This is a genomic window from Euzebya pacifica, from assembly GCF_003344865.1.
Classification (GTDB): domain Bacteria; phylum Actinomycetota; class Nitriliruptoria; order Euzebyales; family Euzebyaceae; genus Euzebya; species Euzebya pacifica.
Window position 1 is genome coordinate 860098 of record NZ_CP031165.1, and the last position, 19981, is coordinate 880078.

The following is a 19981-nucleotide window of genomic DNA, read 5'->3' on the forward strand; positions in this document are numbered from 1 at the left end:
CGCCGTCCCGAGTGGTCTGCTTGGTCACCCATGGACACCGCCGGACGACGCAGGGAGATCCTCGGGCTGGCGCTGCCGGCCACGGTTGCGCTGGCCGCCGACCCGCTGCTCGGCCTCGTCGACACCGCGCTCGTGGGGCGCCTCGGCACCGACGAGCTGGCGGCGCTCGGCGTGGCCACCGCCGTCTTCACGACCGCGTTCGTGGTCTTCAACGTGCTGACCTACGGGACCACCGCCCGGGTGGCCCAGCTGGTCGGGGCGCGGCGGCCCGACGACGCGGCAACGTTCACGGTCCAGGCCATCTGGGCGTCGCTGGCTGCCGGCCTGCTGGTCACCACGGTCCTGGTCATCGCGACCGGTCCCATCCTCGACCTGATGGGTGCCAGCGGTGGCATGACCGAACCGGCGACGACGTACCTGCGAATCCGGGCGTTCGCCGCCGTGCCGGTCCTGCTGGTCCAGGTCGGCCACGGGGCGTTGCGGGGCCTGAAGGACACCCGCACGCCCTTGGTGGTCACGGTCGCGGCCAACGTCGTCAACGCCATCCTCAGCGTCATCCTGATCCATCCCGTCGGGCTGGGCGTGGCCGGTGCGGCACTGGGCACCGTGATCGCCCAGAGCCTGGCGGCCGTCACCTTCATGGTGATCGTGCGGCGACGGTTGCCCGCCCCGTCCCTGCGGCCGGTGCCGTCACAGCTGGCCACGCTGGCACGGATCAGCCGGGACCTCTTCGTCCGCACCGTCTCACTGGTGGTCGGCCTCGCGGTGCTGACCGCCGCAGCCGCACGGATCGACACCGTCGCCGTTGCCGGGCACCAGGTGGCCCGGGAGCTGTGGCTGCTGTCGACCCTGATGCTCGACGGCTTCGCGATCGCCGGGCAGGCGATGGTCGGGACGGCCCTGGGGGAGGGGGACCGGGAACGGGCACGCGCCGACGCGTGGTCCCTGACGCGCTGGGGGCTCGGCGCCGGGGTGGTGGCCATGCTGGTCTACCTGCCGCTCGGCGACGTCCTGCCGGGCGTCTTCACCACCGACCCGGCCGTGATCGAGACCGTCGGCAGCGTGTGGCTGCTCGTGGCGTTCCTGCAGCCGATCGGGGGGGTCACGTTCGTGCTCGACGGGGTCTTCATGGGCGCCGGCGACTTCACCTTCCTCATGGGGTCCACCGTCACCGCGGTCGTGGTGGGCCTCCTGCCGGTCATCGCGTTGGCCCTGTCGCGGGGCTGGGGGCTGCCCGGGTTGTGGTGGTCGGTCGTGGCGCTGATGGTCATCCGCGTGGCCGCCCAGCTCTGGCGCCTCCGCGGGGTGGCCTGGACCGAGGTCGCCGAAGGACAGGCGACACCGTGACCACGACGATCGGCGCCCCGTCGGCACGCCGAACGGCGATGGTGGTCGCCGCTGGTGGTGCCGTCGGCGCGCTCCTGCGCTGGCAGCTGGCAGGCGGGCTCAACGACCTGGTGGTCGGCGACTGCCCCGGCACCGTGAACTGCCTGCCGAGCCAGCCTGCGTTTCCGTGGGGCACCCTGCTGGTGAACGTGGTCGGGGCGTTGCTGCTGGGATGGCTTGCCAGCCGGCAGGTCGATCCGCTGCGCCGGGCGTTCCTCGGCACCGGCGTGCTCGGCGCCTTCACGACGTTCAGCGCCTTCGCCGTCGAGGCGGTGCTGGTCGGTCGTCGCAGTCCGCTCGAGGGCATCGCCTACGTCGTGGTGACCCTGGCGGTCGGACTGGGGGCGGCACGGCTGGGCCAACGCGCATCCGCGTCCGGGCCGGAGGATCCCGCGTGACCGCGCTGGCGGTCGCGGTCGGTGGCGGGCTCGGCGCGGTGCTGCGCTTGTGGCTGGCCCGGTTCAACGGGTCGTGGCCATGGGGGACGTTCGTGGCCAACATGATCGGCTGCCTCGCGCTGGGCCTGGTCCTGGCCGCAGATCCCGCCGGGATGCTGCTGGCACCCGAGCCCTTCTCCACCGGAATCGCCGCTGGGGTCCTGGGAGGGCTGACCACCTTCTCGACCTTCGCGGTCGAGGCGGTGTCGCCGCGTCGCGTCCGCCTCGGGTACGTCGTCGCCACGGTCCTGTGCGGGCTGGCGCTGGCATGGGTTGGCGCCCACCTCCACCCACCCTTCTGAGGTACCTCAGACGGACGCCTCCACATGGGTGACAGGAGATACGGCACCCTCCCGATGTGGCAGGGCGGGTCTCGGGCGCATGGTCGAGCCATGAACGACTACGAGCACCTGACCCTGATCCATCTCCAGGACCGCATCCGTGCTGCCGATCGTCGCCATCACCACGACGGCGCACGCGATCGCACCCTGGTGTCCCACCGCATGGCGGCCGTCCACCGGCTGCTGTCGGTCCTTGCTGTTCGCGGGGCGCGCTGACCGCCACAATGGCGTCCGTGACCCTGCCCCGTCATCCCGAACCCCCTGTCGGCCGGGCCGACGACCTGGCCGTGCTCAACCGGCTTGCCGCGGCGGCCCGGCGCGACACCGACCTGCGGGTCGCGCTGGTCTCGGGGGATGCGGGCATGGGCAAGTCGCACCTCGTGGCTGCCTTCGCCGCCGAACTCGAGGATGCCCTCGTCCTGGTCGGTGAATGCCTCGACCTCGACGGGGCGGCACGGCCGTGGGCGCCGCTGGTGCAGGCGCTTCGTCCCGTCCTCAGGGATCCGGCGTCCGAGGCAGCCGCAGCGCTGGACGACCCCGCCCGGGCCGCGTTGAGCAGGCTGGTCCCGGAGCTCGGCGTCCGGCCGGAGCGGGCGCAGGGGCTCGCCGACATCGACGTCGGCCAGACCCAGCTCTACGAACACCTCCTGGCACTGCTCGAACGCCTCGGTCGCGGGGCGGGCCTGCTGGTCCTCGTGATCGAGGACCTGCACTTCAGCGAGCCGTCCACACGCGACCTGCTGGCCTTCCTGAGCCAGAACCTGACCGGCGCGCCGGTCCTCCTCGTCGCCACCGTCCGCGGCGACGAGATCACCCGACGGCATCCCGCGGCTCGGTTGCTGACCGCGTTGCGCCGGGGCACCCGGACCACCGAGCTCGTGCTCGGCCCCCTCGGCCCCGTGGCCATGACGCAGCTGTTGCGACCCCTCTGCGAGCACCTGCCCGACCAGCACGCGATCGACGAAGTGCTCGACCGGGCCGACGGCAACCCCTTCTTCGGACTCGAGCTGGCGCGGTCGGGCCGTCAAATCCCCGACCACCTCGGCGACCTGCTGCTGGACCGCTTCGACGAGCTCGCCGAGCCGACCCGTGAGGTGCTCCGGCTCGTCGCCGCGGCGGGGGACTCCATCGGTCACGACCTGCTGCGTCGCATCACCGGGATGGACGAAACGGCTGCCACACGGGCGTTGCGCGAGGCCATCGACCACCGCCTGCTGGTGGTCACCAGCGACGGCACGTACCGCTTTCGCCACGCGCTGCTGCAGGAGGTCGTGCACGACCTCCTGCTGCCCGGCGAGGCCACCCGGCTCCACCAGGCGCTCGCGGCGGCGCTCGAGGCGGACGGCGGTCTCCGGGGCCGGCACGCCGCGGCCATCGCCCGCCACCACCAGGTCGCCGGCGACGCTGCCCGCGGACTCGAGGCATCCTTCGCGGCCGGTGTGGCGGCCCTCGACGCGGTGGCCTACGTCGAGGCGCAGCGCCACTTCGAGCGGGTGGCCCAGCTGTGGCCGGACGTGCCCGATGCGGACGCGCGGACCGGCACCGACCTGGCGGAGGTGCTGAAGAAGGCTGCCCTGTGCGCGATCTCCGGCGACGACGGTCGGCGCGGCTTGCTGCTGGCCCGGCAGGCGCTGACGCACCTCGACCCCGACGCGGACCCCCGCCGACGCGCCCTGATCCAGATGTGGATCGGCCACGGCATGCAGCACTTCGGCGAGCCGAGCGGGGTCGATGCCTACCGCACCGCCGTTGCGATGGTCGGCGAGGAACCGTCCTCGGAGCGCGCCCGGGTGCTGGCGGCGCTCGCGAAGGGGCTGATGGTCACCAACGACACGGTGGAGGCCGAGCAGGTCGCGACGGAGTCGATCGCGGTCGCCCGGGCGGTCGGCTCCTCCCGCGACGAGGCCTACTCGCTGATCACCCTCGGCACGATCGAGATGGAGCGAGGGGACCTCGAGGCCGGACGGGACCATCTCGAGGAGGGCAAGCGGCTCGCCGCCGACCTCGGTCGGATCGACTACGTGCTGCGGGCTCACACGAACCTCTCGCACAGCCTGATGCTCGCGGGGCAGCTCGAGGGCTCCGTCGCCGTCGCACAGCGAGGGGTCGCGCTTGCCCGCGCGAACGGGTTGCTTCGCACCCATGGCGTCTACCAGCAGGGGAACATGGTCGAGGCGTTGGTCCCCCTCGGCCGGCTGGCGGAAGCCGTGGAGCTTGCGGAGGAGAACGTCGCGCTGGCACCGGACGGCCTGTCGGGATCCCATGCCTACCTCGGCCAGGCCGAGGCCCGTCTGCTCCTCGGTGACGTCGACGCGGCCGCAGCTGCGGTGGCATCGGCCAAGCGTCACGCCCGGGCATCGGCCGAGCCGCAGTTCACCTCGAGGGCAGCGGTGGTGTCGGCGGGCGTCCAGCAGGCCCTCGGCAACCACGGGGCCGCGTTGGCGGAGGCGCGAACAGCGCTTGCCGACCTCGTCGATGGCGAGGGCCCAGCCGGATACGAGGCGGCGCTGGCCGTCCTCGTGCTGGAGGCCGCCCTGGCGCTGGCGTCGACCGAACCCGTCCCCGAGGAGGTCATCGCAGAGGTCATCGCCACGGTGGACGCGGCCACGGTTCGTGGTCAGACCATGCTGCACGTGGCGCACGCCGCGCGACTCTCGGCGCTGGCAGCACAGCTCGAGGGGGCCGATGCACGCGAGGCCTGGCGAGCGGCTGCGGCGGTCCACGACGAGATGGGCCTCGCGCCAGGACAGGCCCGCTGCCTGCTGTCGCTGGCCGAGGCCGCGCTGGATGCCGGGGATCGTGCCGAGGCGCAGGAGGCTTGGAAGGCCGCGACGCGCGTCGCCGAGGACATCGGCGCCGGCCGGCTCGCCATGGCTGCGGTCATCCTCGGCCGCCGCGGTGGCTTCCTCGACCCCGACCGGGTCGAGGATCCCTACGGGTTGACCAACCGGGAGATGGAGGTGCTCCGACTGGTCGCCGACGGGATGTCCAACGCCCAGATCGGCGCCGAGCTGTTCATCACCGGCAAGACGGCCAGCGTCCACGTCTCCAACATCCTGGCCAAGATGGGGGTCGCCAGCCGTGGACAGGCAGCAGCAGAAGCGCACCGAGCGGGGCTGTTCGGCTGAATCCGCCTCGTGGCGGCACCAGCACCGCGCTAGGCTCGCGGTCGTGTCAAGGATCTCCCGACTGCTGCTGGTGGCCGTGGTGCTGCTGGCCGTGGCCTGTGGATCATCTGGCTCGGAGTCCACGGCCACGGGTTCCGTGGCCACGCCCGCGCCGGCCTCGACCGCGGGGTTCTCGACCGCCGGGCCGGTGGCACCGGGGAACGACGTCCCCGAGGCGCTGGCCTTCAGCGGGGCGACGCTGGGTGGCGGAACCTTCGAGGGGCCGAGCGTGGTCGGCAACGACCTGTTGCTGTGGTTCTGGGCCCCGTGGTGAAGCACGTGCAACCGGGAGGCTCCCGAGGTTGCGCAGGTTGCGCAGCTGCTTGACGAGGACCAGCGCATCGTCGGCGTTGCCGGACGCGATTCCATCGAGGAGATGGAGGCGTTCGTCGACCGCCACGAGCTGTCCGACGTGGTCAACATCGCTGACCCCGACAACGAGGTCTGGGAGCGCTTCGGCGTGTTCGGCCAGCCAACATGGGTCTTCGTGAACGGCGAGACCGGCGAGACGACCACTCGGTTCGGCGCGCTCGGACAGCAGGGCATCCAGGCCGTCTTCGAATCAGGCGGGTTCGCCTAGTTCGTGAACACCCGGGAACGAACATCCCGGGAACTTGGTGAGTGTGGAAGGCTTCCCGTCGCGCCGCACCGGCGACCGATCGTCCGAGGGGACCCCCACACCATGCTTCGCCCATCCGCCACCCGCGCAGCCGTCGTGATGCTGCTCGCCGTCGTCGCCTCCGCGTGCTCGTTCAGCTTCTCCATCGGGGGACTGGACTACGAGGCGCTCGAGGAGGGGATCGCCGAGGAGCTGAACGCCAGCTACGCCTCGATCGACCGCAGCGTGGAGGGGGTCGACTGCCCCGAGCCCGACGAGGACCCCGAGGTCGGCGACCAGCTGGTGTGCACGGCGACGCTGGAGGGCCAGGCCGTCCGGGTGCAGGCCACCGTCGAGGACGAGGACTTCAACGTCACCTTCAACACCCTCGACGTGGTCTACGAGCTGACCGACACCGCCGAGCTGCTGGCGGCCGACATCTCCGAAGCCGTCGGCGTACCGGTGAACCTCAACTGCGGCGAGGGCATCACCGTGGTGCCGATCGGCGAGGGCTTCCAGTGCTCGGCAACCGACGCCGGCGGCGGCACGGCCACCATCCAGGTGACGGCCAACGACATCGAGGACACCTCCTGGGAGATCCTCGAGTAGACCGGTGAAGCCGGGGGGTACAAGGCGTCGGGAACGGGGGACAATGGGCCCCACCATGGCTGACTCCTCCCTTCCCCTCGGTGGTCGCGTCAAGCGCGCTGCATCCCTCGCCAAGCTCGGTGCGAAGGCCGGTTCCGGCCTGGTGGGCGCACGTCGGGCCGCTCGCCGCGGGGACGCAGCCGCGGTCGAGGCCGGACACGAGCAGGTTGCCGACGCCGTCTTCGAGACCCTCGGGTCGATGAAGGGGGCGGCCATGAAGCTCGGGCAGATGCTGGCGTTCGTGGACCTCGACATCGACGACTCGACCGGGGACATCTACCGCAGCCGGCTGACGGGGCTGCTCGACAGCGCACCGGCCACCGACACCGCCGCGATCGAGGCCGCCATCGAGGAGCAGTACGGCGCCCCGGCGACGGAGGTCTTCGCGCGCTGGGACCGTGACCCCATCGCCGTGGCCTCCATCGGCCAGGTGCACCGGGCACAGCTGCCGGACGGCACCGAGGTCGCCGTCAAGGTCCAGCACCCGGGTATCGCCGAGGCCGTCCAGGCCGACATGGGCAACCTGTCGGCCCTGCGACCCGTGCTGTCCATGACGCACCCGAACCTGGACACCGGCCCGCTGATCGACGAGGTCCGCGAACGCATCCGTGACGAGCTGGACTACCAGAAGGAGGGCGCCTACCAGCAGGCGTTCCACGACCGCTTCGACGGGCACCCCGCGATCGCCGTGCCGAAGGTCTTCCACGAGTGGTGCCGCCCGCGCGTGCTGGTCAGCGAGTACGTCGAGGGCCGGCGCTTCGACGAGATCCTGGCCGCACCCCAGGCCGAACGCGACCGGTACGGCGAGGCCATCTTCCGCTTCGTGTTCTCCTCCCTCTACCGGTTCCGGATCTTCAACGCCGACCCGCACCCGGGGAACTTCATCTTCCCCCTGGAGCCTGGAGGGCCGGTGACGTTCATCGACTACGGCTCGGCACGGACCTTCAGCACCGAGGTCCGTCGCAAGCTGCGAGCCCTGCACCTCGCCGTGGCCGCCGATGACGAGGGTGACCCGACGGGGGCCACCGCGCTGGAGCACGCCATGCTCGACGCGGGCCTGCTGCCGGAGGACCGGAAGGACATCGACTTCGACGTCGTGCGTCGCTGGTTCGCCCTGGCCTACGAACCGCTGGCCGGCGACCGCGAGTGGACCTACTCCACGGAGTACGCCCGTCGCCTGATCGGGGCGTCCACCGACCCGTCGCGTGGCATGGAGTCGACCCTCCGCAAGCTCACGATGCCGGCGGAGTACATCCTCCTCAACCGCATCCAGTTCGGGGTGAACAGCCTGCTTGCGCGCCTGCAGCCGACCGCCAACTGGAACCGGATCATGACCGAGATCGCGGAGGGCAGCGCGCCAACGACCCCGATGGGCCGGGAGGAGCAGCCGTGGTTGTCCCGCGTCGGGGAGTTCATCGACCCGGTGGCTCGTCCCACGGCTGCCTGACCCGTTAGGCTCGCCGGCCATGGAGCTCAGCCCGCCGGCCCAGCGCGTCCTCGGGGCGCTCATCGAGAAGGAGCTGGCCACTCCCAACGGATATCCGCTGTCGCTGAACGCCCTGCGCAACGCGACCAACCAGTCGACGAACCGTGACCCGGTCACCGACTACGACGAACCGGTGCTGCGGGAGGCCCTGACCGAGCTGTCCGGTGGCGACCTCGTGGTCACCCGGTACGCGCACGGGTCCAACACCCCGAAGTACGCCCACACGCTCGACGACCACCTCGAGCTGGACACCAGCGGCGTGTCCCTCCTCGCGGTGCTGATGCTGCGTGGTCCCCAGACCGTCGGCGAGCTGCGGACCCGCACCGAACGCCTCCACCGCTTCCCCGAGCTGTCGGACGTGCACGAGGCGCTCGAGCGCCTGCGGACCCACCCCTTCGGGGCGCTCGTGGCCGAGGTGCCGCGTCAGCCCGGGCAGAAGGAGGGACGCTGGTGCCACCTGCTCGGTGGTGAGGCGGCCCCCGCTGCCCCTGCGACGGACGGTCCCCCAGTGGCAGCGTCAGCACCGATCGACGACGGTCGGGTTGCTGCGCTGCAGCAGGAGGTCGCCGAGCTCCGTGACGACGTGGAGACCCTGCAGCTGGAGCTCGAGCGCCTGCGACGGTTCGTGGGGGCCTGACGCGCTGGGCTACAGCCCGCCGAGGAACCGCTCCACCGCGGCCGTGTAGCGGGCCGCATCGGCGTTGTAGCCCTCGACGTGCCCCGCCGTCGGCAGCCGTTCGTAGGTCAGGCCCGTGGCGCGTGCCGCGGCCAGGCGGTCGCTGGGACCGACGGGGACGAAGTCGTCTCCCGGACCGTGGAACAGCAACACCGGAACCTCGCTGTCGGCGAACGTGTCGACGTGGTCGACGTCGGCCACCTCGAAGTCGGCGCGCAACCGCGCGACCTGCTGGGTGCCGAACAGGATCGGGGCGACGATCGCCCCGGGGATGTTGCGACGTCGAGCCTGCATGACCAGGGTCTCGGGGAGCGACAGCAGCGGGGAATCCAGCACCACCCCTGCGATGTGCTCGGGGCCGCGTTCCCGCAGGAGGTAGCCGATCAGCGACCCACCTTGGGAGAAGCCCACCAGCACGACATCGCGTGCACCACGAGCCAGCGCCCAGTCCACCGCGGCGGCCAGGTCCGGCCACTCGGTCCGGCCGTACCGGCCCGTGCCGTCAGCGGCCGACGGACCCCCCGCGAAGTCGTTCCGGTGGGTGATCACCAACGTGGGCAGGCCCTGCCCGGCCAACGTCGGAAGGATCCGCAACGACTCCTCCCTGGTCCCCGTGCGGCCGTGCACGACGATCGCCCAGCGGTCACCCGCGCCCGGCAGCAGCCACGCCGGCGCGTCGCCCCGTTCGGTCGGCACGACCACGTCCTCGAACGGCAACCCGACCCGCGACGGGACGCCGTGCCAGATGTACTCGTCGAACCGTGCGGGCTGGGTGACACCGATCGCTGGGTCGCCCTCGTCGACGGCCAGCACCTGCCGTTCCACGGTCCCCACGCCGTCGCAGGTGCCCTCGACGGTGCCGCCGACGCGGATGTAGCCATCGGGCAGCAGCAGGCCGACGTGTTCCAGGCATGCGCGCCGTTCGGCCGGCAGGCGAACGGTGCCGTCCTCGGTCAGGGTGGCCGTGGTGTCCAGCGTGCGGTCCCGCGCGACGGCGGGCAGCAGCTGGCCGGTGTACACCAACCCCCCGCCGACGACGACCGCGGTCGCCAGGGCCCCCATCGTGCTGCCGAGGCCCACCCACACACGGCGGGTTCCCATCAGGAGGGCTCGGGGACGTTCCGCATGAAGTGGGCGGCGCGCTCGACGTAGGCCCACAGCTCGACGGTCACCTCGGGCGCCGGCTGCACCTCGCGGATCGCCTCGCGGAAGCAGTCGAGCCACGCCTCGATCTGCACCGAACCCACCGGGAAGGGCGCGTGGCGCATGCGCAGCCGGGGGTGGCCACGCTGTTCGGAGTAGGTGCTGGGACCGCCCCAGTACTGGATGAAGAACAGGCGCAGGCGTTCCTCGGCAGGGCCGAGGTCGGCATCGGGATAGAGGGGGCGCAGCACCTCGTCCGCAGCGACCCGGCGGTAGAACGCGGCGATCAGCTCGGTGAAGAAGGCCTCGCCGCCGACCCGGTCGTACAACGACGCGGAGGGGTCGGCCGGTGTCTCCTTCCTGGCGGGCTGGACCGTCGGCACGTCGGCACGTGGCAGGGACCGTGCCGTGTCGGTGGCGGCGGTCGGGGTGGGCAAACGGGCGGGGTCGGACTGAGACCGGTCGGCGTCGCTCATAGACTCCCAGCCTATGGGTGCGATCGTGTTGATGGCCGGTGTGTTGATGCTCGTCCTCGGAGCGGCAGGGCTGCTCGGGACGGGCGGCGCGTCGTATTCGCGCATGCGAACCGCGAAGACCCCGAAGACCCACTACGGACAGCTCGTCGTCGGCGTCCTGCTGACCACGTCCGGCATGGCGTTGCTCGTGAGCTGACGGCAGCTCGGCCGGCCAGCCGTGCTCAGGCGCGGTCGGGTGCGTGCGCCTCGAGGTGGTCGACCAGCTGCCGGGGATCGTCCAGCACGGTGATGCCCAACGGCTCGGCGATCGCCAGGTCGACGCCCTGCCCGCCCATGATGAGCTGACGGCCCTCGCAGGCGTCGGCGAGGTCCCGGTACTCCTCGGGGTCCATGGACTTGGCGACGGAGACGCACACGACGTCTGCGGGGACGATGTCGAGGAACAGCTTCAGGTCGTCGATCGGCACGTCGGTGCCGAGGTGGTGCACCTCCCAGCCGGCGGCCCGCAGGAAGTCGGCGATCATCGCGGTGGCCACCCCGTGTGCCTCGCCGGGGGCGGTGACGGTCGCGGCCACGCCCCGACGGGGGCCCCGGCGCTCGAAGTGCTCCGACAGCCGGCTCATGATGCCGCTGGTGATGGCGGTGGCACGGTGCTCGACCGCGACGCTGATCGCGCCGACCTCCCACATGTCGCCGATGCGGTGCAGCGCCGGCGTCAGCACCTGGGTGTACAGGTCCTCGACGCTGAGGCCGTCCTTGACGAGCTGGCGGACCGTCGTGTTGGCCTCGCTGGCCTCGCCGTTCACCAGCTGCTGGAGGAGGCGGTCGACGTGCACCTGCCACTGCCGGGCGTCCTCGGCGCGGCCGTCGTGGTCGTCCCGGTCGTCCTGCCGGGCACGGCGACAGGCATCGAGGTCGTCGCGACGCACCCGCAACCGGCCGCCGTCCTTGACGGCGGGGAGATCGCCCTGGCGAACCCACCGATAGGCCGTCATGTAGTGGACGTCGAGCGCCTCTGCCGCTTCCTGGAGCGTCAGCAGGTCATCGTCGGTACGGGGTTCCGCCACGGGGTGGATCGTAACCAACACCGGGCAGCTCTGCCTCAGCTGCAGGTGTGTGACGGCAGCGGCGGCGGTCCGGTCGTCTCCGGGGCGGGCGTCGGGGGCGGGATCTCGGTGCAGCCGTACAGCGTCGCGGCCAGACCCAGGACCACCAGGTCCTGCAGCCGGCGGGCGTTGGACAGCTGCGGTCCCTCGAGGCCGTTGCTCGCCACGCCGAACCAGAACGGGCGGCCGTCGGGGCCGACGACCGCACCGCTGATGGCCCGGACGTCACCCAACGAACCGGTCTTCCCGCGCAGGCGCAGCTCGGCGATGGTGTCCACGAGCCGACGCTGGAGCGTGCCGGACACCCCCGAGACCGCCATGAGGTCCTGCCAGGTGGCGCCGACCGACGAACTGGTCATCCGGTAGTTCAGCGTGACGAGGAGGGCGACCGGGATGCGACTGTCCCGTGACAGGCCGGAGCCGTCGGCAAGGGTGGTGCTGCTCCAGTCCAGCCCGAGCTCGTCCAGGACGGCGATGGCCTGGGCCGCCCCGTCGTCGAAGCTGCCGGCTCCCTCGACCCGGCGGCCGACGGCACGGAACAGGACGTCGGCGAGGTGGTTGTCGCTGCGCTGGACCATCGTCGTCAGGAGCGTCACCAGCGGTGGGGACTGCAGCCGTCCGAGCTCGATGCTGCCGGGTGGGGTCGGCACGTCAGCTGCCCTGGCCTGTCCGGTGATGACGACGCCGCGCTCGACCAGCGCGGCGGCCAGCACCCTCGCCGCGTCCCCCACCGGGTCGACGGAGGCCCGTGACCGCAGTGCGCCGGCGTCGTTGCGGTACAGCTCCAGCCCCTCGTCGACGGTCAGCCCATCGATGGGGGTCGCATCGAGGTCCTCCAGGTACCGGGGCGGCCACCCGGCCGCGAGCACGTCGCCGTCGAGGTAGCTGCCGTCACCCACGACGTCGCCCTCGATGCGTCGGACCCCGGCGGCGACGAGCTGGTCCGCCAGCCCCGCGATGGGTGTGTGCGGCCGTTCGGTGTCGACCTCGCCCTCGATCCAGTCCTGGCTCACCAGTGTCGGGTCCCCGCCGCCGGTCACGACCAGGTCGCCGGCCAGCACCCCCTCGGGGCCGACGGGCGCGTCGCTGGACACGGTCGTCGCGAACGTGTGGTCCGGTCCGAACGCCGTCAGCGCCGCCGCCGCGGTGACCAGCTTGGCCGTCGAGGCGGGGATCAGCGGGACGGTGCCGCCGGAGTCGAAGACGACACGGCCGTCGGCGTCCATCACGTAGACCCCGCTCTGCCCGGCATCTCCGGCCCTGGCGATGGCGTCGACCATGGCCGCGGTGACCTGCTGGGCCACCGGGTCACCCGGTTCGGGCAGCTCCACCGGGGCAGGCACGTCGACGAGGTCGACCGCACCGGCCTTGGCAGCGGCGACGAGTCGCCATCGTTTGGGCGGGTCCGGCTTCTCCAGGAACCGGGCCGAGGCGACCTGCGGCAGGGGGTCGCCGACGACGAAGCGTGGCTGGGCCACGGCCACGATGGCCGCGGCGATCAGGGCCAGCACCACGAGCGTCCCCAGGGCCGAGACCGCCCGACGCGACCGCCGCCGCACCTACTGGCCCTCCGCCCCAGCGGTGGAGTCGTCGATCGCCGCAACGGACACGGGCAGGAACGTGGCAACGGCTTCGACGTGGGCGGTGTGCCCGAAGACGTCCAGCCCCCGCACGGACGCCAGCTGCATGCCCTCGGCGAGGAGCGCCTTGGTGTCCCGGGCCAGCGCAGCGGGGTCGCAGGCGACGTAGACCAGGCGATCGGGATGCAGCGCCGCCAGCGCTCGGCACACGTCCGGACCGGCACCCGACCGCGGCGGATCCAGCACGACGACGTCGACGTCGGCCAGCTCGTCCATGACGTCGGCCACGTCGGCGGTGACGACGGTGACGTCCAGATCGGCAAGGTTGTCGCGGGCGTCGGCGGTGGCCTGCTCGGAGGACTCCACCAGGGTCACCCGGGCGCCGGCACGGGCCAGGAAGGTGGAGAACAGTCCCACCCCGCCGTACAGGTCGAGGACGTGCATGCCGGTGAGGTCGATGGGGTCGGCGGGGGACGCTGCGGCCACGACGAGGTCGACCAGCGCCGCAGCCGCGGCCGGGCCGGCCTGGAAGAACGCCCCGGCCGAGACCCGCAGGTCGACGTCGTGCACGCGCATCGTCACCGCACCGGGTTCACGGAGGACCGCAGGCGCGCCCGTCGCCTGCAGGGCCACCCCGAAGCTGCCCTCGGGGGCGGCGGGAACGCCGCCGGTCCCGGGATGGATCGTCAGGAGTCGCCCGTCGGTGCCCGCCATCAGGCCCACCTCGTCGACGCCGCTCCAGCCGTCGCCGGCGTCGTTGCGGAGGGCGGCAGCATCGTCGGTCATCAGCAGGCAGTGGTCGATGGGGTGCACGTCGTGGCTGCCCGCGCGCCGGAAGCCCAGCGCACCGTCGGGGGCCACGGCCATGCGCGCCCAGGTCCGGTAGCCCTGCGGCCAGGCGTCGGGGACGGGGTCGACGACGATCGCCGGCGGGTCCTCCACACGACCGATACGGATCAGCTGTTCGCGCAGGACCCTGGCCTTCAGCTCCAGCTGGTGGGGTGGGGCCGCGTGCTGCAGCTGGCAGCCGCCGCAACGGTCGGGGCCGTAGTACGGGCAGGGCGGGTCGACCCGGTGGGGGCTGGCCTCGAGCACCTCCACCAGCTCGGCTCGTGCCCAGCGCTTCTTCTTCTCGCTGATGCGCGCGGTGACGGTCTCGCCGGGCAGGGCGTGGGCGACGAAGCAGGCCATGCCCTCGGGCAGCCGGCCGACGGCCTCGCCGCCGTGGGCCCAGCCGTCCAGGGACAGGGTGATGAGGTCGCCGGCGGCGGTGCGGGGCTGGTCGGTGCTCACGTTGTCGGAGGGTATGACGCGACGGTGCTCGTGGCCGCACAGTGCGGTCAGCGGCGATGCCGCGGTCATGCCGGCCGGGTCCCTGCACTGGGTTACCGTGCTGGCGATGTCATCTCGGCCCACGGCCTCGACCGCCCTGTTCGTCGTGCTGGCCGCGACGTTGCTGCTGGCCTCCTGTGCGCGTTCCAGCGATGCACACCTGGTCACGTCGTTGCCGGAGGGCCTGCTGGACCGCGGTGCGGTCTGGCGGGTGGGGCCCGACGGGGTCGAGCAGGTCCTCGCGCTGACGGGCCTGTCCGCCGACGGGGTCGAGGCCTCGGTCACCACCGCGGCCCCAGCCGTGGTGCTGGTCGCCCACGACGACGTCGGCGATGTGGCGGATCGGCTGTCGGCCCTCGGCTACCGGACGGCCGAGGCGCCAGCGGACGGGTGGACGCTGATGGAGCGGCAGGTGCTGGCCGAGGAGGTGCAGGTCGGGATGCCTGCTGTCGGCATCGGGCCCGACACCATCGTGGTCGGCTCGGTCGAGGAGGTCACATCGGTCGCCCGCCATGGTATCGACGGCGGCTCACCGGTCCCTGTGGAGCTGCTGGAGGGCGCCGACGTTGCGCTGGTCGGTACCCCCGCGGCGGTGGAGTCCCTCGGGTCGGTCCGCAGCGCGGCCACCCTTCCCGCCTGGGACGCGTTCGTGATCACCGCGACCTCCTCCGACGACGGGACCGTGGCGCTGCGCGTGCCCGACGCCACCCAGGACGACGCCGTTGCGCTGTCCGTGCGGTTCACCACCGGGGTCCTCGACGGCGGCCTTGCCGTGTCGTCGCTGCTGCGGGTCGGTGCGCCCATCGCCGAGGGCGACCTGGTGGTGCTCGACATCGACTGGCTGGCCGACCCGGTTCCCACTGTTTCCGCTGGCCTCGACGGCGGTCTGGCAGCCATCCTGCGTCCCATGTGACCATCGGGCCCGTGCTCGTCGGCATTCTCCAGAAATCTTCGGGAATCGAGCAGGAGAGTCGGGGGCGATGTCGAAAGTCCCTGACAACAGATCATCCCGACACCGACTTGATGGGCGCGGCGGCTCATCGATGTTCGGTGCCGTGTTGGGCGCGGCGGCCCGACACGTCCTCAAGGCCCCGGGCTTCGGCCCGGGGCCTTGAGCCTTTCCTGTTCCCGTGTCGGTGGGCGTGTCATCGGGCCCTGGGCGTCATCGACCCTCGACTGGGCGGCGGGCGACCAGGACGGACCACTCACGCCCGGGGGTGACGAGGGGTTCCATGCCCGCGTCGGCGAAGACCGACCGGGCCTCGTCGCTGCGGTCGACGGCCACCCCGGAGCACAGCAGCGTCCCCCCGGGTGCGACGAGGGCGACCAGGTCCACGGCGATGGCCAGCAGCTTGTCGGTGATGATGTTGGCGATGACGAGGTCGGCGGTGCCGTCGACGGCCTCGCAGGAACCGACCCGCAGGTCGATCCGATCGGTCGTGCCGTGGGTCGCGATGTTCTCGGTCGCCACGGTGATGGCCAGCTCGTCGACGTCGACGGCGATCACCTCACGGGCACCGAGCGCGATCGCGGCAAGGGCCAGGACGCCCGTGCCGGTGCCGATGTCGGCCACCCGGCGGTCGGCCAGCTCGACGTCCTGCATGGCGCGCAGGACCGCGGTCGTCGTCTCGTGGTGGCCGGTGCCGAACGCCATGCCCGGTTCGATCACGATCCGGTAGGGGGGCTGGTCCAGCTGTGGCCCGTCCGGCGCGAGCCACGGGGGGAGGATGGTCAGCGCACCGACGGTGATGGGGTCCAGCCCGTCCTTCCACGACTCCGACCAGTCCGTCGTCGGGACCTCCTCCCACCGACCGTCCAGCGGCATGGGTGGGGTGGCCGAGGGGTCGGGACGGGTGGAGAACCACGCGGTCGACACGCCGTCCTGCTCGGTCAACCCGTCACAGGTGATGCCGGCGATGTCCAGGGCGTCGCTCAGCGCATCCAGGTCGGGGCTGTCGACCCGGTAGCCCCAGCTCGACGGGGGGAGTCCGGTCAGGTCCATCGCTGCACCACCGCGTCCATCTCTGCGGGCCGACGGGGGGCCGGTCGATGGCTCGCGGGGATGGTCCCGAGGTAGACCCAACCGATGATCCGATCGGGTTCGCGCAGCGCCAGGGCCTCACGGACCTCCGGGGCGTCGCCGAACCAGCCGGTGCGCCACATGGCCCCCAGGCCCATGGCGTGGGCCGCCAGGCAGAGGTTCTGCACCGCGGCCGCAACCGCCGCCTCCTGTTCCCACGTGGGCACGGCTTTGCCGTTCCACGCCTCCTCCGGGGTGAAGGGGGTGGACACGGCCGCGACGATCGTCGGCGCCCGCAGCGGCTTGCAGGCCGTCTTGTCCAGTGCCCCCGGGTCGGCGTCGGGTTCACGAGCCGCGTGGGCGCGGGCGAACACCTCGCCGAGGCGTTCGCGGGCGTCGCCCTCGATGACGACGAATCGCCACGGCTGCAGCTGCCCGTGGTCCGGCGCGGCCACGGCGGCCTGCAGCAACCGTTCGAGGGTGACCTCGTCCGGGCCGGGTGCCACCAACCGGGGGACCGACCGGCGTGTGGCGATGGCGGTCAGTGCGTCCATGGCCGTCGTCCTAGGCGTCGTCGCCGGCGGCGTCCGTGACGCCAACGGCGTCCGCGGTCCGGTTGACGCCAGCGGCGTCCGCGGTCTGGATGGCTTCGAAGCTCCAGACCTCCGAGCCGCTCGCTGCCGGTCCGCCCTCGCGGCCGTCCTGGGATGCCTGGGCGTGCCCCTTGCCGAACTGCATGCTGTTGACCCACGCGTCGAAGTGGTCCTTGGACTTCCAGCGCGTGTAGACGAGGTACTTGTCGGTCCCGGCGACCGGGCGGAGCAGCTCGAAGTGCTCGAAGCCGTCCATCTTCTCCACCTCACCAGCGCGCTTGGCGAAGCGTTCCTCGAGGGTCTCTCGCATCGGTTCGGGCACGGTCAGCACGTTGAAGGCAACGAACGGGTGATCCGACATGAAGGGGTCTCCTCGCCGCGGGGGCGGTAGGTGTCAGGGTTCACCGGGCAGAGTAGGGCCGTGGACCAACGACTGCTCGACGACACGAAGCGAATGACGCTGGCCTGGCACGGCCGTACCGGACCCGTGCTGGCCCCGATGGCCTTCTGGTGGGACGGGCGGCACCTGTGGTGCTCGACGTCCGGCTCGTCGGCCAAGGTCGAGCGCATGGAGGACCGGCCCGACGTTGCCGTGCTGGTCGGTGCCGACGACGACGGCGCCACGGGCATGGTGCTGCATGGTCGGGCGCGGGTCTTCAGGCCCACCGACATGGTCGCCATGGCCACCCACGGGGCGACCCTCGCCGCCGCGCAGGCGGCGCTGGCGGTCAAGCAGGCCCCGTCGATCGCCGGGTACGTCGTCGATGCGGCGCGGATCCCCTCGCGCTGGATGCCGGCCCGCCGCGTGATGCTGCGGATCACCGTGGATGACCCCGAGCCGATCGTGGCCCCGACGATGGGCCCGGGCATCGCGCCGGGGCTGCCGACCGCCGTCCCGCCGGAGGTCCGGCGGCTGCTGTCGGGCCAGCGTCGGGTCGTCCTCGGTGTCCGCGACGGGCAGCAGCTGCGCCTGCTCCCTGCCATCTGGGGCCCCGGGTACACCCTCGACCTGCCGGAGGGCGAGTCGGTCTCGACCGGCCTCCCGGCCGTGGTCGTCACCGACCACGATCCTGGCTTCCGTCCCACGGAGGTGGCCGGGGTGGCGGTTCGTGGCCGCATCTCCGGTCGCACGCTCAGCGCGGAGTCCGTGCGGTGGTGGCACGGGTTCGACAGCGGCCGGGCCGAGGTGCCGACCGCGGCCTTCGACCCGATCGTCCTGCCGGACTGATCAGGTGTCCCGGGCCGAGGGCCCGGAACGCCGCAGCCGGCTGCCCCCCGTGGAACAGCCGGCTGCGTCGATGTGGACCTCGGTCAGCTGAGCTAGCGGACCTGGCAGGAGAAACGGAGCGTGCCGTCCTCGTCCTGCACGACGGCCAGGGCCTCGCCCACCATGGCGGGCGTGAAGACGGTCGTCGGCTCCGGGGCCGCGGTCGGGGCCGACGGGTCGACGATCAGGCGGAAGTCCAGCTCCTCGCAGTCGATCCACCCGGTCCAGGACTCGTCGAACGGGTTGCCGCACTCCTCGGGACCGGTCCACTTGAAGATGTCGAAGCCACGGCCCTGGTCGCCCACGTACATGTATGGGCCCTTGTAGAACTTCGCCGACCAGGCCTCGGTCCCGGCGGTGCGGCTGGCGGTCGTCCCGTAGGCGCCGGACTCGGAGTCCTCCAGGGAGATGGTGGCGGCACCGATCTCGACGGGGAGGGTCGGGTCGGTGAAGTCGACGACACGGCCGCCCAGGACGTACCAGGCGACGCTCATGACGGTGTTGTTGGGCGCAACGCGGCCGAAGTGGCTCGTGCAGGCGCGGTGGTCGGGCGTCTGGCCCTGCACCGGCGGGACGTAGTAGCTGAGCGGACCGACGGCGGCACCGGAGATCGAGGTGTCGTAGAAGGCCAGGCCCTCACCGGGGCAGACCCCGGTGCGCGAGGCGAAGAACCCGCCGAGGGCCAGGGATTCGTTGTTGGTCACGGCGATGTTGCCGTCGGGGGAGGGGAAGTAGCCGTGGGCGTAGGTGCCCTCGTTGGGGGCGAACGCCGTCGTCAGCTGCGGGTCCAGCGGGTCGGTGTTGTCGTAGATCAGGTAGTCGATCTCGCTGGCGACGTACATGATCGACCCGTCGGGGCTCAGCTCGCCGTCGTGGGGGCTGCCGATGGTGTCGGGTCCGATGAAGGAGCGGATCTCGGTGACGTCGCCGCCATCCACGAAGTACGGGCTCATGTCGACGATCTGGATGGACGTGACCTCCGCCCCGCCGATCTCGCCGTTCCAGGCGTAGGCGACCGGCGCGGTCGGGTGGAACATGAAGTTGTGCGCGCCACCGGCGCCGATGCGGACACGGGCGAACGGCTGGGCGTCGTAGGGGTCGGTGACCTCGAACATGGAGAAGCCGCCGGCCTCGCTGGTCAGCGGGTTGCCGTCGTCGGACTCGTAGGTGGTCTCGGGGCCGGCCCCGGTGCACAGGGCACCGGACTCGCGGCTGGAGCCGACGAAGGTCCGCAGGGTGCCGTCGTCCTCGGTCCACTGGAACACGCCGACGTCGCTGCGCGGGTTGGCGCAGGAGATGTAGTCGGCCACGACCGCGTTCTCGGGGTCGGTGATGTCGATGATGCCGATGCCGTCGGAGTGGTCGCCGACGACGGCGAAGTCCCGGTCCTCGGTCGTCGTGCCGCCGTTGCCGTCATCGACGGTGACCGGCGTGGTGAAGAACTCCACGTCGGTGCCCTGGTTGTCGACCGCCCGGCTGGCCTGCGTTGCGTTGACGTTGGCCAGGGTGATGTTGCCGACGTGCTCGAAGTTGAACAGGTCGGTGTCACCGACATTGGCCGCCTGCTGGCGGTCGAAGCCGGTGTCGGGGGCGGCGCCGAGGAGGCCGACCACCAACAACGCGCTGGCGGCGGTCGCGATCGTCTTTCGGATCATGGTGATGCTCCAGAGAGGTGGGGGTTCTTCGCGGAGTTCGACGTGGCGTGGTCGGATTCCTCCTCGACGG

At 71.9% G+C, this 19981-nt stretch carries 22 protein-coding genes; 13 read left to right on the forward strand and 9 right to left on the reverse strand.

The annotated features are described in order from the left end of the window. Positions 1-30 precede the first annotated feature (30 nt). The 10 genes from DVS28_RS03510 to DVS28_RS03550 all read left to right on the forward strand — a co-directional run bounded on the left by DVS28_RS03510 (position 31) and on the right by DVS28_RS03550 (position 8700). The gene (locus DVS28_RS03510; RefSeq protein WP_114590226.1) at positions 31-1347 is read left to right on the forward strand and encodes an MATE family efflux transporter; all 1317 of its coding nucleotides are present in this window, start codon (positions 31-33) and stop codon (positions 1345-1347) included. Then, a complete protein-coding gene (locus DVS28_RS03515) occupies positions 1344-1784 on the forward strand; it encodes a fluoride efflux transporter FluC (protein ID WP_216826366.1) in 441 nt (146 codons plus the stop codon). Before DVS28_RS03510 ends, DVS28_RS03515 begins: the two co-directional genes overlap by 4 nt. Then, positions 1781-2125: a fluoride efflux transporter FluC gene (locus DVS28_RS03520; RefSeq protein ID WP_114590227.1), complete on the forward strand. Its 345-nt coding sequence runs from the start codon at positions 1781-1783 to the stop codon at positions 2123-2125. The genes DVS28_RS03515 and DVS28_RS03520 overlap by 4 nt, the downstream gene beginning before the upstream one ends. Before the next feature lie 90 nt (positions 2126-2215). Then, positions 2216-2380 carry a hypothetical protein gene (locus DVS28_RS28110; RefSeq protein WP_164709887.1) on the forward strand — a complete coding sequence of 55 codons (165 nt, stop codon included), beginning with the start codon at positions 2216-2218 and terminating at the stop codon, positions 2378-2380. Between the two features lie 17 nt (positions 2381-2397). After that, complete coding sequence (locus tag DVS28_RS03525) at positions 2398-5292, forward strand: helix-turn-helix transcriptional regulator (protein WP_164709888.1); 2895 nt, start codon at positions 2398-2400, stop codon at positions 5290-5292. Between the two features lie 43 nt (positions 5293-5335). Further along, on the forward strand, positions 5336-5605 hold the full coding sequence (locus tag DVS28_RS03530; protein ID WP_164709889.1) for a thioredoxin domain-containing protein: 270 nt from the start codon (positions 5336-5338) through the stop codon (positions 5603-5605). A gap of 102 nt (positions 5606-5707) precedes the next feature. Then, positions 5708-5911, forward strand: coding sequence for a thioredoxin domain-containing protein (locus DVS28_RS03535; protein ID WP_114590230.1), 204 nt, complete (start codon positions 5708-5710; stop codon positions 5909-5911). A 102-nt stretch (positions 5912-6013) separates the two neighbouring features. Next, positions 6014-6538: a DUF4333 domain-containing protein gene (locus DVS28_RS03540; RefSeq protein WP_174236192.1), complete on the forward strand. Its 525-nt coding sequence runs from the start codon at positions 6014-6016 to the stop codon at positions 6536-6538. A 55-nt stretch (positions 6539-6593) separates the two neighbouring features. Further along, complete coding sequence (locus tag DVS28_RS03545; protein WP_164709890.1) at positions 6594-8024, forward strand: ABC1 kinase family protein; 1431 nt, start codon at positions 6594-6596, stop codon at positions 8022-8024. A 19-nt stretch (positions 8025-8043) separates the two neighbouring features. Next, the gene (locus tag DVS28_RS03550; protein ID WP_114590232.1) at positions 8044-8700 is read left to right on the forward strand and encodes a YceH family protein; all 657 of its coding nucleotides are present in this window, start codon (positions 8044-8046) and stop codon (positions 8698-8700) included. Between the two features lie 9 nt (positions 8701-8709). Here the strand turns inward: DVS28_RS03550 and DVS28_RS03555 are convergent, their stop codons facing one another. Both DVS28_RS03555 and DVS28_RS03560 read right to left on the reverse strand, forming a co-directional pair. Then, positions 8710-9840, reverse strand: coding sequence for an alpha/beta hydrolase (locus DVS28_RS03555; protein ID WP_114590233.1), 1131 nt, complete (start codon positions 9838-9840; stop codon positions 8710-8712). Then, complete coding sequence (locus DVS28_RS03560) at positions 9840-10358, reverse strand: globin (protein WP_114590234.1); 519 nt, start codon at positions 10356-10358, stop codon at positions 9840-9842. The genes DVS28_RS03555 and DVS28_RS03560 overlap by 1 nt, the downstream gene beginning before the upstream one ends. A gap of 13 nt (positions 10359-10371) precedes the next feature. On the opposite strand from DVS28_RS03560, the gene DVS28_RS03565 reads away from it, so the two are divergent. Further along, positions 10372-10554: a hypothetical protein gene (locus DVS28_RS03565; RefSeq protein ID WP_114590235.1), complete on the forward strand. Its 183-nt coding sequence runs from the start codon at positions 10372-10374 to the stop codon at positions 10552-10554. A gap of 25 nt (positions 10555-10579) precedes the next feature. On the opposite strand, the gene DVS28_RS03570 is transcribed toward DVS28_RS03565, so the two are convergent. The 3 genes from DVS28_RS03570 to DVS28_RS03580 are packed head-to-tail and all read right to left on the reverse strand — an operon-like array spanning position 10580 to position 14337. Then, entirely contained in the window at positions 10580-11425 is an 846-nt protein-coding gene (locus DVS28_RS03570; protein WP_164709891.1) for a helix-turn-helix domain-containing protein, read from the reverse strand. Between the two features lie 35 nt (positions 11426-11460). After that, positions 11461-13023 (reverse strand): D-alanyl-D-alanine carboxypeptidase/D-alanyl-D-alanine endopeptidase, encoded by a 1563-nt coding sequence (dacB, locus tag DVS28_RS03575; protein WP_114590237.1) that lies wholly within the window; start codon positions 13021-13023, stop codon positions 11461-11463. Continuing rightward, the gene (locus DVS28_RS03580; RefSeq protein ID WP_164709892.1) at positions 13024-14337 is read right to left on the reverse strand and encodes a class I SAM-dependent RNA methyltransferase; all 1314 of its coding nucleotides are present in this window, start codon (positions 14335-14337) and stop codon (positions 13024-13026) included. A 106-nt stretch (positions 14338-14443) separates the two neighbouring features. Between DVS28_RS03580 and DVS28_RS03585 the strand changes: the two genes are divergently transcribed. Further along, positions 14444-15289 (forward strand): glycosyltransferase family protein, encoded by an 846-nt coding sequence (locus tag DVS28_RS03585; protein ID WP_164709893.1) that lies wholly within the window; start codon positions 14444-14446, stop codon positions 15287-15289. A gap of 249 nt (positions 15290-15538) precedes the next feature. Here the strand turns inward: DVS28_RS03585 and DVS28_RS03590 are convergent, their stop codons facing one another. The 3 genes from DVS28_RS03590 to DVS28_RS03600 are packed head-to-tail and all read right to left on the reverse strand — an operon-like array spanning position 15539 to position 17350. After that, positions 15539-16378: a 50S ribosomal protein L11 methyltransferase gene (locus DVS28_RS03590; RefSeq protein WP_114590240.1), complete on the reverse strand. Its 840-nt coding sequence runs from the start codon at positions 16376-16378 to the stop codon at positions 15539-15541. After that, entirely contained in the window at positions 16369-16950 is a 582-nt protein-coding gene (locus DVS28_RS03595; protein ID WP_114590241.1) for a nitroreductase family protein, read from the reverse strand. Before DVS28_RS03595 ends, DVS28_RS03590 begins: the two co-directional genes overlap by 10 nt. 10 nt (positions 16951-16960) lie before the next feature. Further along, the gene (locus DVS28_RS03600) at positions 16961-17350 is read right to left on the reverse strand and encodes an antibiotic biosynthesis monooxygenase family protein (protein WP_114590242.1); all 390 of its coding nucleotides are present in this window, start codon (positions 17348-17350) and stop codon (positions 16961-16963) included. Between the two features lie 60 nt (positions 17351-17410). On the opposite strand from DVS28_RS03600, the gene DVS28_RS03605 reads away from it, so the two are divergent. After that, the gene (locus DVS28_RS03605) at positions 17411-18217 is read left to right on the forward strand and encodes a pyridoxamine 5'-phosphate oxidase family protein (protein ID WP_164709894.1); all 807 of its coding nucleotides are present in this window, start codon (positions 17411-17413) and stop codon (positions 18215-18217) included. 92 nt (positions 18218-18309) lie between these two features. Here DVS28_RS03605 and DVS28_RS03610 read toward each other — a convergent pair whose 3' ends face one another. After that, on the reverse strand, positions 18310-19911 hold the full coding sequence (locus tag DVS28_RS03610; RefSeq protein WP_114590244.1) for an LVIVD repeat-containing protein: 1602 nt from the start codon (positions 19909-19911) through the stop codon (positions 18310-18312). Between the last annotated feature and the right edge of the window lie 70 nt (positions 19912-19981).

Coding starts and splice junctions, on each gene's coding strand:
- DVS28_RS03510 (WP_114590226.1), top strand. CDS start 31: ATGGACACCGCCGGACGACGCAGGGAGATCCTCGGGCTGGCGCTGCCG.
- DVS28_RS28110 (WP_164709887.1), top strand. CDS start 2,216: ATGAACGACTACGAGCACCTGACCCTGATCCATCTCCAGGACCGCATC.
- DVS28_RS03535 (WP_114590230.1), top strand. CDS start 5,708: ATGGAGGCGTTCGTCGACCGCCACGAGCTGTCCGACGTGGTCAACATC.
- DVS28_RS03540 (WP_174236192.1), top strand. CDS start 6,014: ATGCTTCGCCCATCCGCCACCCGCGCAGCCGTCGTGATGCTGCTCGCC.
- DVS28_RS03545 (WP_164709890.1), top strand. CDS start 6,594: ATGGCTGACTCCTCCCTTCCCCTCGGTGGTCGCGTCAAGCGCGCTGCA.
- DVS28_RS03550 (WP_114590232.1), top strand. CDS start 8,044: ATGGAGCTCAGCCCGCCGGCCCAGCGCGTCCTCGGGGCGCTCATCGAG.
- DVS28_RS03555 (WP_114590233.1), bottom strand. CDS start 9,840: ATGGGAACCCGCCGTGTGTGGGTGGGCCTCGGCAGCACGATGGGGGCC.
- DVS28_RS03560 (WP_114590234.1), bottom strand. CDS start 10,358: ATGAGCGACGCCGACCGGTCTCAGTCCGACCCCGCCCGTTTGCCCACC.
- DVS28_RS03565 (WP_114590235.1), top strand. CDS start 10,372: ATGGGTGCGATCGTGTTGATGGCCGGTGTGTTGATGCTCGTCCTCGGA.
- DVS28_RS03585 (WP_164709893.1), top strand. CDS start 14,444: ATGTCATCTCGGCCCACGGCCTCGACCGCCCTGTTCGTCGTGCTGGCC.
- DVS28_RS03590 (WP_114590240.1), bottom strand. CDS start 16,378: ATGGACCTGACCGGACTCCCCCCGTCGAGCTGGGGCTACCGGGTCGAC.
- DVS28_RS03595 (WP_114590241.1), bottom strand. CDS start 16,950: ATGGACGCACTGACCGCCATCGCCACACGCCGGTCGGTCCCCCGGTTG.
- DVS28_RS03600 (WP_114590242.1), bottom strand. CDS start 17,350: ATGTCGGATCACCCGTTCGTTGCCTTCAACGTGCTGACCGTGCCCGAA.
- DVS28_RS03610 (WP_114590244.1), bottom strand. CDS start 19,911: ATGATCCGAAAGACGATCGCGACCGCCGCCAGCGCGTTGTTGGTGGTC.